This is a genomic window from Enterobacter sp. S-33, from assembly GCF_028735835.1.
GTDB classification, from domain to species: domain Bacteria; phylum Pseudomonadota; class Gammaproteobacteria; order Enterobacterales; family Enterobacteriaceae; genus Enterobacter; species Enterobacter vonholyi.
Genome location: NZ_CP117838.1, coordinates 2,402,583 through 2,416,743 on the forward strand (window position 1 = coordinate 2,402,583; position 14,161 = coordinate 2,416,743).

Annotated in this window: 13 protein-coding genes; 5 read left to right on the top strand and 8 right to left on the bottom strand. The window is 55.7% G+C overall.

What is annotated here, in order from left to right:
• Positions 1 to 2: 2 nt before the first annotated feature.
• From PUP35_RS11320 to PUP35_RS11330, 3 genes are all read right to left on the bottom strand, one after another.
• Positions 3 to 1,124, bottom strand: a complete 1,122-nt coding sequence (locus PUP35_RS11320; RefSeq protein ID WP_115875247.1) for a M20 peptidase aminoacylase family protein — start codon at positions 1,122 to 1,124, stop codon at positions 3 to 5.
• Positions 1,121 to 2,122 carry an LLM class flavin-dependent oxidoreductase gene (locus PUP35_RS11325; protein ID WP_274239467.1) on the bottom strand — a complete coding sequence of 334 codons (1,002 nt, stop codon included), beginning with the start codon at positions 2,120 to 2,122 and terminating at the stop codon, positions 1,121 to 1,123. Before PUP35_RS11325 ends, PUP35_RS11320 begins: the two co-directional genes overlap by 4 nt.
• Before the next feature lie 110 nt (positions 2,123 to 2,232).
• A complete protein-coding gene (locus PUP35_RS11330) occupies positions 2,233 to 2,772 on the bottom strand; it encodes an AAA family ATPase (RefSeq protein ID WP_115875251.1) in 540 nt (179 codons plus the stop codon).
• Positions 2,773 to 3,116: 344 nt separating this feature from the next.
• On the opposite strand from PUP35_RS11330, the gene PUP35_RS11335 reads away from it, so the two are divergent.
• Positions 3,117 to 4,652: a methyl-accepting chemotaxis protein gene (locus tag PUP35_RS11335; protein ID WP_274239470.1), complete on the top strand. Its 1,536-nt coding sequence runs from the start codon at positions 3,117 to 3,119 to the stop codon at positions 4,650 to 4,652.
• 435 nt (positions 4,653 to 5,087) lie between these two features.
• Positions 5,088 to 6,584 (top strand): L-asparagine permease, encoded by a 1,497-nt coding sequence (ansP, locus tag PUP35_RS11340; protein ID WP_111963662.1) that lies wholly within the window; start codon positions 5,088 to 5,090, stop codon positions 6,582 to 6,584.
• A gap of 51 nt (positions 6,585 to 6,635) precedes the next feature.
• Here ansP and yncE read toward each other — a convergent pair whose 3' ends face one another.
• A complete protein-coding gene (yncE, locus tag PUP35_RS11345) occupies positions 6,636 to 7,697 on the bottom strand; it encodes a 7-bladed beta-propeller protein YncE (RefSeq protein WP_274239473.1) in 1,062 nt (353 codons plus the stop codon).
• Positions 7,698 to 7,938: 241 nt separating this feature from the next.
• Here yncE and pqqU point away from each other — a divergent pair, with 241 nt between their 5' ends.
• Positions 7,939 to 10,053, top strand: coding sequence for a TonB-dependent receptor PqqU (pqqU, locus tag PUP35_RS11350; protein ID WP_274239475.1), 2,115 nt, complete (start codon positions 7,939 to 7,941; stop codon positions 10,051 to 10,053).
• Between the two features lie 119 nt (positions 10,054 to 10,172).
• On the opposite strand, the gene PUP35_RS11355 is transcribed toward pqqU, so the two are convergent.
• The 3 genes from PUP35_RS11355 to PUP35_RS11365 all read right to left on the bottom strand — a co-directional run bounded on the left by PUP35_RS11355 (position 10,173) and on the right by PUP35_RS11365 (position 12,778).
• A complete protein-coding gene (locus PUP35_RS11355) occupies positions 10,173 to 10,841 on the bottom strand; it encodes a GntR family transcriptional regulator (RefSeq protein WP_274239477.1) in 669 nt (222 codons plus the stop codon).
• Between the two features lie 255 nt (positions 10,842 to 11,096).
• Entirely contained in the window at positions 11,097 to 12,137 is a 1,041-nt protein-coding gene (locus PUP35_RS11360; protein WP_274239479.1) for an NADP-dependent oxidoreductase, read from the bottom strand.
• Between the two features lie 65 nt (positions 12,138 to 12,202).
• Positions 12,203 to 12,778, bottom strand: a complete 576-nt coding sequence (locus tag PUP35_RS11365; RefSeq protein WP_008501301.1) for a helix-turn-helix domain-containing protein — start codon at positions 12,776 to 12,778, stop codon at positions 12,203 to 12,205.
• A 148-nt stretch (positions 12,779 to 12,926) separates the two neighbouring features.
• On the opposite strand from PUP35_RS11365, the gene PUP35_RS11370 reads away from it, so the two are divergent.
• The gene (locus PUP35_RS11370; RefSeq protein WP_115875262.1) at positions 12,927 to 13,445 is read left to right on the top strand and encodes a GNAT family N-acetyltransferase; all 519 of its coding nucleotides are present in this window, start codon (positions 12,927 to 12,929) and stop codon (positions 13,443 to 13,445) included.
• The gene (locus PUP35_RS11375; RefSeq protein WP_032656841.1) at positions 13,442 to 13,891 is read left to right on the top strand and encodes a DMT family transporter; all 450 of its coding nucleotides are present in this window, start codon (positions 13,442 to 13,444) and stop codon (positions 13,889 to 13,891) included. The genes PUP35_RS11370 and PUP35_RS11375 overlap by 4 nt, the downstream gene beginning before the upstream one ends.
• 3 nt (positions 13,892 to 13,894) lie before the next feature.
• Here the strand turns inward: PUP35_RS11375 and PUP35_RS11380 are convergent, their stop codons facing one another.
• Entirely contained in the window at positions 13,895 to 14,128 is a 234-nt protein-coding gene (locus PUP35_RS11380) for a YdcY family protein (protein WP_271367995.1), read from the bottom strand.
• Positions 14,129 to 14,161: the final 33 nt, after the last annotated feature.

Genomic DNA, 14,161 nt, shown 5'->3' on the forward strand with positions numbered 1-14,161 from the left:
AATTAAACGTGTTGCAGGGCTTTTTCCGCAAGCTGTGCAAAATAGCGGGCAGCGGGCTCAATCAGCGCTTCATCCGGGTTGAAGGCCGGATGATGTAAACCATACGGGCTGTTGCTGCCAATGCTGACAAACGCGCCGGGAACTGACTGCAAATAGACCGCAAAATCTTCCCCGCCCATATGCAGTTCCGCGTGCCGGGTTTCATATCCGGCGTCACGCGCGACCGAGGTGGCAAAATCGGCCCAGCGCTCATCGTTCACCAGCGCGGTGGGCCCGGCATACCAGGTGATATCAATCTGCGCGCTAAAGGCGCTGGCAAACCCGGCGGCGATTTCACCCACGCGGGCTTTCACATTCTGCTGCACTTCCGTGCGATGGGTGCGCAGCGTGCCTTCCAGCTCGACGCTTTCCGGCAGCACGTTCCAGGTGTTACCGCCCGCGATGCGGGTCACGCTCAGCACCACCGAATCCAGCGTGTTGACGTTGCGGCTGGCGACGCTTTGCAGCGCCGTCACCAGCTGGCTTGCCAGCACAATGGCGTCGTTGCCTTCGTGAGGACGCGCGGCGTGCGCGCCTTTACCGGTAATGCGGATCACAAAGCGATCGACGTTGGCATAGAACGGCCCGCCGCGCGTGGCGAACTCACCGACCGGCAGGCCGGGCTCGTTGTGCATGCCGAAGATTGCGCTGACATCGCGCAGGGCACCGGCACGCACCATGCTCTTCGCACCGCCAAAGTTCTCTTCGGCAGGCTGAAACAGGATCCGCACCCGGCCGTTTAGCGAGGCTTCCCGCTCTTTCAGCTTTAACGCGGCGCCGAGGATCACGCTGGTGTGGATATCGTGTCCGCAGGCGTGCATTACGCCTGCACGCTGCGAGCTGAACGGCACGCCGCTGCGCTCTTCAATCGGCAGGGCATCAATATCCGCCCGTAGCGCAATCAGTTTGCTGCCCGAGCCGATTTCCGCCACCAGCCCGGTCGACAGGTCGTAAGGCTGCAGGGTAATCCCGGCATTCGTCAGCCACTGGCGCAGGCGCGTTGTGGTCTCCACTTCCTGGCCGGACAGCTCCGGGTTCTGGTGCAGTTCGCGACGCCAGGCAATCAGCTGTTCGCCAAAGCTCATACGGTGACCTCCTTGTTAAGACGCGCCTCGGCCAGCAGACGCAGCGACGCGACGCGCGTTGCTCCCTCCGCCACCGGCGTGTCGATTATAAATTCGTCAATGCCCCACTGCTGATGCAGCGCGTTGAGCTGTTCCACTACCGACTCAGCGGTGCCCGCCAGCAGCGACTGCGCGCGACGTGCGATGCGCACCGGCTCGCTGCCCGCCTGCCGCGCAAACGCGTAGGCCTGCTCTTCGCTGGCCACGGTGACACGCTGTCCGTTTGCCAGCTCAACGCCCCACACTTCGACCTTCTGCGCCAGCGCGTCTGCCTCGGCCTGCGTCGGCGCGACGATCGCCTGTACCGCCACAATCACGTTCCGCGCGCTATTCTTACGCCAGGTCGAAACCACCTCGCGCAGCAGGTCCGGATCGCCGTTCAGGTGCGCGGCAAACACAAAGTTCCAGTCGAGCCCGGCGGCCAGCAGCGCGCTATCGATACTCGCGCCCAGCAGGAAACCCTCAGCAGGCGACGGCGGCAGCGGCGTGGCGCGGACGGCCTCTTCATTTGACTGATGCTCAGGACGGATCCAGCGATCGAGCTGGGCCAGCTGTTCTGCAAAGCTGCCCTTTTCCTGTTGATTCAGGCCCTGCTGCAGCGCGCGGGTTGAGAGCGGTAATCCGCCGGGGGCTTTCCCGACGCCGAGATCGACGCGGCCAGGCGCCAGCGCGGCCAGCACGTTGAAATTCTCAGCGACTTTATAAGGGCTGTAGTGCTGGAGCATCACGCCGCCAGAGCCAACGCGAATGCGCGTGGTCTGTCCGAGGATCCAGGCAATCAGCAGCTCCGGCGAAGGGCTGGCAAGCTGTGGGGTGTTGTGGTGTTCGGCAATCCAGAAGCGGTGATAGCCCAGATTTTCTGCCTGCTGCGCCAGCGCCAGGGTACGCGCCAGCGCATCGGCAGCCGTTTCGTTTTCAGCGATGGGGCTTTTATCCAGAATGCTGATTCGCCATGACATGTTGCGTTCTCGTTTGACTTAACATGTCGACATTATTAAAGGCGCATTTCACCACTGAGAAACAATTAATTTACATTTAGTTTGCCGGAAATCAGATATATAAAACCATGCTAAGAATAAGACTTTAAGGAGGCGATCAGAGTTTCCACCTGCTCCCGACGGGTAATGCGGACGAAGCGAATATGGCTGTATTGCGGGTTTTGCAGATCGGCTTCATAGCGCGTGCGGTTATTACGCCAGGTTTTGATCGTCCAGATGATAATGGATTCTCTGCTGAAGAACGCGCGCCGGAAACTCTCTTTATTTCCCGTTCCGGGCCAAAGCTCGTGTTTATGCCAGGCCCGTTTTATTGCTCGGGTAACCGCCTGCCTGAGGGTGCGGGCAAACCCATAATCCACCCACACCACCACGTCTACATTGCGCCATTTCACCGGTCGCGTACGGTTGTAGTTTCCGTCGAGCACCCAGTCTGGCGAAGCCTGTAGCGCCTGCTCCAGCTTTTCCTGAAACTCATCGTCCGGCGTGCCCTGCCAGTCAGCCTGCCAGTAGAGTCTGTCCATCTCGATACAGGGAATAGACAGCGCGGTCGCAATCTGCTTCGCCAGCGTGCTTTTTCCGCTCCCGCTGGTTCCGATGACGTTAATTTTCACCTCAGCCTCACTGTGTTAACGAAAACTGACCAAATGATAGCGTTTTCATCCTGTTAACGAAACGCTATTTCAGCATGACAATTTTTCCAGAGTGACGATCTCCCTCTTGCAGTTTGGGTTATGTCATTTATTTGCATCGCCATCCAAAAATGCCCCTGAAAATATTTTCATTTTTATTACATCCGACAAAATTAACAGATTAAAAATAATGAACGGTGGGTATTTCAGACTGTCAGAATTTCAGAGAGAATATGAACAAGACAGTTATAAAAAATAATCACCCTCATCTTGCCGGAGCATTTTCCGGATGTTTTTTATTCTTGCACATCACCATGGAGTTACTCATGAGGCGTAACACTCCCGTTACACAAAACGAGTATTTACTTAACGATGGTTCGACGTTAATGTCGACCACCGATACAAAAAGTCATATTACCTACGCTAATTCCGCTTTTATTGAAGCCAGCGGATATAAAGAAGAGCATCTTTTGGGCGAGCCGCATAACCTCATCCGCCATCCCGACATGCCTGCCGAAGCGTTTGGCGACATGTGGTTTACCCTGCAGCAAGGTGAGACCTGGACCGGGCTGGTGAAGAATCGTCGTCATAATGGCGATCACTACTGGGTGCGAGCAAACGTGACGCCGGTCTGGCAGGGCGGCTCCCTGACGGGCTATATTTCCGTGCGAAATAAACCCACACGCGAGGAGATTGCGGCCAGTGAAAAACTCTATACAAAAGTGCGTAATAACGAATTAAAACATTACCGTTTTTATAAAGGATTGCTGGTTCGACGCGGTTTATTTTCATTTATCTCGCTCTTTAAATGTCTCAGCACCAGTAAACGAATCCATCTTGGTATTGCGACGACGGCGTTACTCTCCTGTCTGGCCGTGTATTTATTTCCTGATAAATTTGTGCAATCGGCAAGTCTGGTGCTGCTGTTTACTTCCCTGGGTTATTATCTTCATGCGCAGATCGCCAGTCCGTTAAAATCCATTGTGCAACAGATGCAGCGCGTGGTTTCAGGACGTAAAACGGACTATTACCATTTTGACAGGATCGATGACATCGGGCTGATGATGCGCCTGGTGAATCAATCAGGTTTGAACCTGAATTCGCTGGTTGACGATGTCGGGGCGCAAATCAGCGGAATTAGCACCATCAGCCAGCAGGTTGCCAAAGAAGGTGCGGCGCTACAGACGCGCTCTGAAGAAACAGCAGACTTTCTGCAGCAAACCGCGTCGGCAGTAGAAGAGATTGCCAGCGCGGTGAAGCAGACGGCTGAAACCGCGAACGAGGCGATCCAGATGGCCGATCGCACCAGCGACAGCGCACACCGCGGTGAAGCGATGATGAAAGAGACCATCGGTATGATGCAGTCCGTGTCGCAGGATAACAGCCAGATCGTTGATATTATCAGCGTTATCGATCGCATTGCCTTCCAGACCAACATTCTTGCGCTGAACGCTGCCGTTGAAGCGGCGCGTGCGGGTGAAGCCGGGCGCGGTTTTGCCGTGGTGGCGGCTGAGGTGCGTAATCTTGCGCAGCACTCCGCGACGGCGGCGAAAGAGATCAAAGCGCTGATCGAGAAAAACGTCGCCAGCGTCAACGCTGGCGTGGAGAAAGTGGAACAGACCGAAACGCAGCTGACGGTTATGATCGACAACGTGCTGCGGGTCTCCTCCCTGATTAAGGAGATCGGCCACGCCACGCAGGAGCAAACCCAGGCGCTGACGCTCATCAACGCATCCATCTCCCGTATCGGCGCAATGACCCACAACAATACGGGGATGGTGGATAACGTCACTCACGCCGCGAATCACCTGACGGAGCGCACGACGCGCCTTAAGCAGGCGATTGCCGTTTTTGGCGGTTAGCCGTTCGGGGTCTGTGAAGCCTGAGATTATTTTTGTGCGTTATCGCAGATCCGTCACCCGCCTGTTACCGTTTCATGTTAACGGCGGGTGCTCTGAGGTAACCCCAATTTATACCATCTGGTAATAATTAAGATATTCTGATGATTAAATAATCAACCTCGCGATTGTTTTGACTAAAAACTCATCACGATTCAGCGTGTTGTGATCCCCGTCTGCTCTGACCACACGATTTCCTTCGACGTGCATCACTTTCGGCACGGTTATATTTTGCGTCGCTTATGAATTGCAGGTAGGATGCCTCGCCATGTTTCGCCTTATCCATACGCAGAATGACTGGGAAGGCGACATGTGTTTGCGCAGAAGCAATCGTTTGTATTGCGCTCTGCCAGGCAGGACTATCACGATAATGGTTCAGACAGGCAAACAGGTAACTCAATGAAAACAAGCAATAAAAGCGCAGCCGATCATCACGCTGCTAAACGTCGCTGGTTGAACTCCCACGAAGAGGGCTACCACAAAGCGATGGGCAACCGTCAGGTTCAAATGATCGCCATCGGCGGCGCTATCGGAACGGGTCTGTTTTTAGGTGCTGGTGCACGCCTGCAGATGGCTGGCCCGGCTCTCGCCCTGGTCTATCTGGTGTGCGGGATCTTCTCTTTCTTCATTCTACGCGCGCTGGGCGAACTGGTACTGCATCGCCCTTCCAGCGGCAGCTTCGTCTCTTATGCCCGTGAATTCCTCGGTGAAAAAGCCGCTTACGTTGCGGGCTGGATGTACTTCGTCAACTGGGCAATGACCGGTATCGTCGATATCACCGCCGTAGCGCTGTATATGCACTACTGGGGCGCGTTTGGCGATGTGCCACAGTGGGTCTTTGCGCTTGGCGCGCTGGCGATTGTCGGCACCATGAACATGATCGGCGTGAAGTGGTTCGCGGAGATGGAGTTCTGGTTTGCGCTGGTAAAAGTACTGGCCATCGTGGTGTTCCTGGTCGTGGGTACCGTCTTCCTGGGCAGCGGCAAGCCGCTGGACGGCAATGCCACCGGCTTCCACCTGATAACCGATAACGGTGGATTCTTCCCGCACGGTCTGCTGCCTGCGCTGGTGCTGGTTCAGGGCGTCGTGTTCGCCTTCGCCTCCATCGAACTGGTGGGTACCGCAGCAGGTGAATGTAAAGACCCGCAGACCATGGTGCCAAAAGCCATTAATAGCGTGATCTGGCGTATCGGTCTGTTCTACGTCGGTTCCGTGGTGCTGCTGGTTCTGCTGCTCCCGTGGACTGCCTATCAGGCGGGTCAGAGTCCGTTCGTGACCTTCTTCTCTAAGCTGGGCGTGCCTTACGTTGGCAGCATCATGAACATCGTGGTCCTGACCGCGGCGCTCTCCAGCCTGAACTCCGGCCTTTACTCTACCGGTCGTATCCTGCGCTCCATGTCCATGGGCGGTTCTGCGCCAAAGTTCATGTCGAAGATGAGCAAGCAGCACGTGCCGTACGCCGGTATTCTGGCTACGCTGGTGGTCTATGTCTTCGGCGTGTTCCTGAACTATCTGGTGCCGTCTCAGGTATTCGAAATCGTTCTGAACGTGGCGGCACTCGGGATTATCGCGTCCTGGGGCTTTATCGTGGTCTGCCAGATGCGTCTGCGCAAAGCGATTAAAGAAGGCAAAGCCGCTGACGTCAGCTTTAAGCTGCCTGGCGCGCCGGTGACCTCCTGGCTCACCCTGCTCTTCCTGTTCAGCGTGCTGGTGCTGATGGCGTTCGACTACCCGAACGGCACCTACACCATCGCGACCATTCCGCTGCTGGCCGTGCTGCTTATTGCGGGCTGGTTCGGCGTGCGTAAACGCGTTCATGAAATTCACAGCACCGCGCCGGTTCATCCTGATGATGAAAAACACGACGCGCCGCTGGTGGAAGAAACCTCGCGTTAAGCATCCGGTAAGCATTAAAAAGGGAAGGCAAATGCCTTCCCTTTTTTTATCTTACAGCGCGATACGAATGACATCGTCAGGCTGGGTGGCTTCCTGCTGGCGGGTGGATTTTTGCTTCACCGTCACGTACAGGGTTTTGCCATCCGCAGAGAGCGCCAGGCTGTTCGGGTAGACCGGCGTGTCGAACGTTTTAGTCACCTTATACGTTTTCGCATCTATCACGCTCACCTTGCCGGCTTCACGGTGCGTCACATAGGCTTCATTGCGGGCCGGGTTAAACAGGACCGCCAGGGATTCCGGCGCGGCTATTTTCGCGATCACGCTGCCGTCTTTCAGGCTCACCACCAGCACTTCCGGCTGCTTTGAATCAGTCAGGAACGCACGCTGACCGGCTGTGTCGAGGCTCAGGTTCAGGTAGAAGTGCTCTTTCCCGTCATCCTGCACTTTTTTACGGCTCAGGATTTTGTTCGTGACCGTATCAATGGTTAACAGCTCGCCGTCCGCATTCGTGGTGTACAGACGTTTAGCCTGCGCATCCAGCGCAAGGCCAGTGCTGTAAGTACCGGTCCTGGCAATGGTCTCTTTTAGCTTCAGCGTGGCGCCATCCACCACCCAAATCACGCTCTCTTTACCGACACCGGTGATGTAAATGGTGTTGCTCGCGTCGTCCGCCACCAGCTGGCGCGGCTGCAGCGGTTTGACGGTTTCGCTGCGTTGACGCCCGTCCAGCACCAGCCGCCCTTTTACGTCACCCGTTTTAGCATCAATCGCGGTTACCGCGCCGTTGATCGTATTGCCGAACCACAGCGTTTGGGTCGCATTGTCAATGGTGGCACCAAAGGGCTTGAGATCGCTATGGATCGCCTGCGTCACGTCCAGCGTGACCGGATCAAGACGGTAGACAACTCCGCCCTTATCGGTTTTACGGCTTTGCGAGGTCGCCACCCACAGCGCATTCTCCTGCTGGCTGACCGCCATTTCATACGCCCCTTTGCCCACCGCTTTACGCAGCACCTCTTCGGCGGCATGCACCTGGAACGTCCCGGCAAGCAGTAAAGTGGCAGACAGCAGTGACAGGCTCAGACGCGGTGAGCACAGATGACGTAAAGACATAACAATTCCTTTTCTGAAAAGTGGGGTTGGGCTGACATCACTTCCGGCAGACAACGTCATGGCATTGCCTTTTGATAATGAGAATAGTAATCATTAATGTGTTAAATGTGGAGTTTTTCTTTCCCGCTTCGCCTTCCATTAACGCAATGTGCGGTTATAGTTTTCAAAACTTTTACAAAACCTTTAACATATATGGACATGTTCCATTTGGTTCGTTTATACACCACAACCGGTTTTATTCATGAAAATCATTTCTGCCCGTAAGGCTTCTCTCCCGCTGCTGCTGGTTCCTGTTATTTTTGCGCCGCTCACCGCAATGAGCGCGGAAGAACAAACCATGATCGTCAGCGCCACGCCGCAAACCGTATCGGAACTCGATACCCCGGCAGCGGTCAGCGTCGTTAATGGCGATGACATGCGCCAGGCCGCGCCGCGCATCAACCTGTCTGAATCTCTTGGCAGCGTACCCGGGCTGCAAATTCAGAACCGTCAGAACTATGCCCAGGATCTCCAGCTTTCGATGCGCGGATTTGGCGCTCGCTCAACCTTCGGGGTGCGCGGTATCCGTATGTACGTCGACGGTATCCCTGCAACCATGCCGGACGGACAGGGCCAGACCTCCAACATCGATCTTTCCAGCGTGGAGAGCGTTGAAGTGCTGCGCGGCCCCTTCTCTGCCCTGTACGGCAACGCCTCCGGCGGCGTGATTAACATCAACACCCAGACCGGGCAGCAGCCGCCGACCATTGAAGCAAGCAGCTATTACGGCAGCTACGGTACCTGGCGCTACGGCATGAAAGCCACCGGCGCGATGGGTGATGGCACCCACGCGGGCGATGTGGATTACACCGTTTCCACCACCCGTTTCACCACCAAAGGCTACCGCGACCACAGCGGCGCGCGGAAAAATCTCGCTAACGCCAAACTGGGCGTGCGCATTGACGACGTCAGCAAGCTGACGCTGATTTTCAACAGCGTGGACATGAAGGCCAACGATCCGGGCGGGCTGAGCTATCAGGAGTGGCAGAACAATCCGCGTCAGTCTCCGCGCGGCGACCAGTACAACACCCGCAAGACCATCAAGCAGACCCAGGCCGGTCTGCGCTACGATCGCCAGCTCAGCGCTCAGGACGACCTGAGCGTGATGATGTACGCCGGCGAGCGTGAAATGACGCAGTACCAGTCGATTCCGTATCAGCCGCAGCTAAAAGCCACTCACTCCGGCGGGGTGATTGATATGCAACGCCACTATCAGGGCGTGGATACCCGCTGGACGCACCGCGGCGAGCTGCTGGTACCGGTGACTTTTACCACGGGTCTGAACTACGAAAACCTGAGTGAAGATCGTCGCGGATACGAGAACTTCGCGATGAGCAACGGCGTGCCGGACTACGGGGTCAAAGGCGATAAACGTCGCGACGAACGCAACCTGATGTGGAACGTTGACCCTTACCTGCAAACGAGCTGGCAGCTGACGCAGAAACTCTCTGTTGATGCGGGGGTGCGCTACAGTTCGGTCTGGTTTGATTCCAACGATCATTACGTTACGCCGGGCAACGGCGATGACAGCGGTGACGCGAGCTATCACAAATGGCTTCCGGCCGGTTCCGTGAAGTATGCGGTGACGGACGGATGGAACCTCTACGCTGCCGCAGGGCGTGGATTCGAAACGCCTACTATCAACGAACTCTCCTATCGCGCCGATAACCAGGGAGGCCTCAACATTGGGCTGCAGCCGTCCACCAACAATACGTATGAAGTGGGCAGCAAAACCCGAATCGGCAACGGCCTGCTGACGGCGGCGTTGTTCCGCACCGATACGGATGACGAGATCGTGGTGGACTCCAGTTCAGGCGGCCGCACAACCTATAAAAATGCCGGGAAAACTCGTCGTCAGGGTGTGGAAGTTTCCCTCGATCAGCAGTTTGCTGAGAACTGGAAGCTGAAGATGGCGTGGACGTATCTGGATGCCACCTACAGGACTAACGTCTGCAGCGACGCAGACTGTAACGGTAACCGGATGCCGGGTATTGCCCGCAATATGGGGTTCGCCTCGTTTGGCTGGCAGCCGGAGGAAGGCTGGTACGCGGGCACGGACGTGCGTTACATGAGCGATATCATGGCCGACGACGAGAATACGGCGAAAGCGCCGTCGTATACGGTGGTCGGGCTGAACACAGGGTATAAATTCAACTACGGCAGCTGGGGCATGGACGTCTTTGGCCGCGTCGATAACCTGTTCGATAAAGAGTACGCGGGCTCGGTTATTGTCAACGAGTCTAACGGTCGTTATTACGAGCCTGCACCAGGCCGTAACTACGGAGTCGGGCTGTCGGTCTCTTATCGCTTCGAGTAAGCTAAAAGAAAAGTTTATTTGATTAATGAAATAACGCTCCTGATGGCAATAAACCATCAGGAGTTATTCACCGGATAAATAATTAGGTGCGAAATATAGTCGCCCTGCTAAATAATCTCTTAGTTAAAATATTGTCGCTGTAAAAGCAAATTCGCTTCATCAATCACCTTATCAATCGCCTTCTGGCAGGCAACAACATCTCTTCTCTCAAGGGCGGAAAGGAGTTCGTCATAGTGATATGTCGAGGCTTTGATATCGTTAAGCTCCTGATGCAGATAGTTCATACAGGGCCCGATGCGCACCCAGAGCTGCTCAATTAATGCATTAAGCGTAGGCATTTCCGCATACTGATACAGCGTAAACCGGAAGACGCGATTCGCATGCAACGCCTGCTGGACGTTCCCGTTGCGCATGGCCTCATGGAAGGCCTCCGACAATTTGCGCAACGCCTCCAGTTTGCTATCAGACATATTCCGACAGGCTGCGGCAACCGCCATTGGCTCAAGCTGTTTTCTTATGGCGTTAATCTCGTTATAGCGCTCCAGCGTAACCTCCGGAACCAGAAATGCCTGCGCGGGCGTAGCGTGTAATGCCCCTGATGACACCAGGCGCAAAAGCGCCTCGCGAACAGGGGTAATACTGGTTCCTAATTTATCGGCAATTTCTTTCGTAATCAGTCGTGCCCCAGGTTTGAGTGAGCCTGTAATTAACGCTCCTTTCAAACTGTGTTCAACCTGCATAGTAAGGCTAACCCTTTGGGCTTTTTCTAAGTGATCCAAATCAAGCATGTGGAATTCCTGTAGCTAAAACTTAATGCTATTTTTAAACGCCAGTTTTAATAAAACGGCGCTGGTCCGATATATCCTGTATCGTCATGCCTGGTGGTGGGAAGTACGTAAAAACAGCAAAAAAAGCAAATTTTGTTTTTTTATCGTTTTCGGGCTCATCCGGGATGATGGCGCGAAAAGCTATGTCCAGTAATTAAAGACAATATATCGTATCTTCACAAATAAATATGGCGGGAAACCCCGCCATATTGCTGTTTATTTATTGTCACTCGCGACGCGAATCACGACTTTGCCGAAGTTTCGTCCTTCCAGCAGGCCAATCAGCGCCTCGGGGGCGTTCTCCAGCCCGTCCGTTACCTGTTCGCGATAGTGGATTTTCCCCTCCTGCACCCAGCGCCCCATCTCTTCCTGGAACTCCTTAATGCGGTGCCCGTAATCCTGTCCGATGATAAAGCCCTGCATACGAATGCGTTTCTTCAGGAGGGTCGCCATCAGGAGCGGCAGGCGATCCGGCCCCTCGGGCAAGCCCGTCGCATTGTAGCCGCTTACCAGACCGCATACCGGCACGCGCGCGGAGGTATTGAGTAACGGCAGCACGGCGTCAAATACTTTTCCGCCAACGTTTTCATAATAGACATCAATTCCTTTCGGGCAGGCGTGCTTCAGCTGGTCGGCAAAATCGGCCGCGTGATGATCCAGACACAGGTCAAACCCAAGAACCTCAACGGCATGGCGGCATTTCTCTGCGCCACCGGCCACACCAACCACCCGACAACCCTTGATTTTGCCGATCTGCCCGACGGTCGCGCCAACCGGACCGGTTGCCGCAGCCACCACCAGCGTTTCACCCGCTTTCGGTTGCCCGATATCCAGCAGCCCCATATAGGCGGTAAAGCCCGGCATACCCAGTATCCCCAGCGACCAGGAAGGATGAGCCGGATTTTCGCCCAGCTTCACAAGGCCGCTGCCGTCCGAGAGGTCATACTCCTGCCAGCCGCTGTAGCCCAGCACCCATTCACCCGGTTTGAAATCGGGATGATTTGACTGCTCAACCCGGCTGACCGTTCCCCCCACCATCACCGCACCTAGCTCAACCGGCGGTGAATAGGATGGCGCATCGCTCATGCGCCCCCGCATGTACGGGTCCAGCGACAGCCAGACGGTACGAAGCAAAAGCTGCCCCTCAACAGGGGCTGGAACAGGCTGCGTTTCCAGACGAAAATTTTCCGCCACCGGCGCACCCTGAGGACGAGAGGCCAGCACCCAGCGGCGATTTTGCGAAACAGGTTGATTCATCAGGATCTCCTTCTGGTACAAATGTTATTACAGCCTGGCTCACGATCGGCGTTATCGCATTAGCATTACGAGCCGGACTGGTTAAGCCGTACAACCAGATAGATGCAGGTTTCATTCGTTTCGTTGATGAACCGGCAGTCATTTGGCGGCCCCAGTTCGAGACAGTCGCCGGCGTGCATTTCGTGGCGAGTGTCGCCCTCCTGAAACACCAGCTCACCGGACTGGAGCCAGATAAGCTGACGCGCCAGCGCGTAAGAAGATGCAGGCATCGGAACATCGCTGCCCGCAGGCAGTTCAACCTGAACAAGGTCGATGGGCAGATCGGTGCGGGGAGAAACATGGCGGCGCAGGTAGTGCGTCTGCGGATCGCGCCAGACGGGCTGGTTTGCAAGGCGCAGCAGCTTGCCTTCCTGCATCTCGGCCCGGGCAATCAGCGTGGACATGCTGATGCCAAACGCGCCAGACAGGCGGGCAAGCAAGGTGGCCGTCGGGCTACTGTCCCCGCGTTCAATCTTGTGGATCATGGCGCGGGAGACGCCTGCCCGGTCGGCCAGCTCGCTCAGGGACCACCCGCGAGACTCACGCTCCAGGCGAATTCTTGCGCTAATCCGTTGATTCATCGTGTCTGTTATGGTGTTCATGACGTCATACTATAGTGAATGAAGAGCATTTCAATGGGCTTTTGATAACAAAAAAATATGGCTTATGCCGTAGCGTTCGAGCTATACGGTTGTGTAATATCGTAGCCACAACGTAACACTATAGTGAACAACACACAGAGGTTTAATCATGATCGTTCGTCATGCCTGCAAAGAAGACTGCGCTGCGATAGGAGAGATTTACAACCACGCGGTGCTGCATACTGCCGCGATCTGGAACGATAAAACCGTCGATACCGATAACCGAATCGCCTGGTTTGAGGCACGCACTCTCGCGGGTTACCCGGTTCTGGTAAGCGAAGAAGACGGCGTGATTACCGGCTACGCCTCTTTCGGCGACTGGCGCGCCTTCGACGGTTTTCGTCATACGGTTGAGCACTCGGTCTACGTCCACCCGGAACATCAGGGAAAAGGCATTGGCCGCACGCTGATGATCGCGCTGATAAACGAGGCCCGCGCCATCGGTAAACACGTGATGGTGGCCGGGATTGAAGCGCAAAACCATGCCTCGATTCACCTCCACGAAACGCTCGGCTTTGTCATCACGGGGCAGATGCCGCAGGTGGGAACCAAGTTTGGCCGCTGGCTGGACTTAACCTTTATGCAGCTGCAGCTGGACGAGCGCAGCGAACCGGACGCAATCCCATGAATCAGTCGCTGACGCTGGCGTTTCTGGTGGCGGCGGGAATTGGTCTGGTGGTGCAAAACACCTTGATGGTGCGTATCACCCAGTCCTCCTCCACCATTCTCATCGCGATGCTGCTGAACTCCCTGGTCGGCATTGTGCTGTTTGTCAGCATTCTGCTGCTGAAACAGGGCGTCGCCGGGTTCAGCGAGCTGGCCGCAACGGTTCGCTGGTGGACGCTTATACCGGGGCTGCTGGGGTCGTTTTTCGTGTTTGCCAGCATCAGCGGATATCAGAACGTTGGCGCGGCGACGACCATCGCCGTGCTGGTGGCAAGCCAGCTGATTGGCGGGCTGGTGATGGACGTGCTAAGGAGCAATGGCATTCCGCTGCGCGCCCTGATTGGCCCGGTGTGCGGTGCGGTGATGCTGGTGGTCGGAGCCTGGCTGGTGGCGCGACGCCAGTTTTAAACGTTACAGTATGGTGCCGCCTTTCGTCAGCTGTTCCTCACGCGCGTTCATCTCCTCTTTATGCTGCTTACCGTGGTGCGAAATCGCGGTGCGCAGACGCTGCTGCTGGGTATAGCGATCTTCACGACTGAGCTCAGCATCATCGCTTAATTCGATCAGCAGCTCGTTCATGTGGGTAATCACGCTCTCTTCGATGGCGGCATCGACGCGGGCGATAACTTCATTTAAATGTGACATTGTCACTCCTTGTTATGTGCCCGGTAAGCGCAG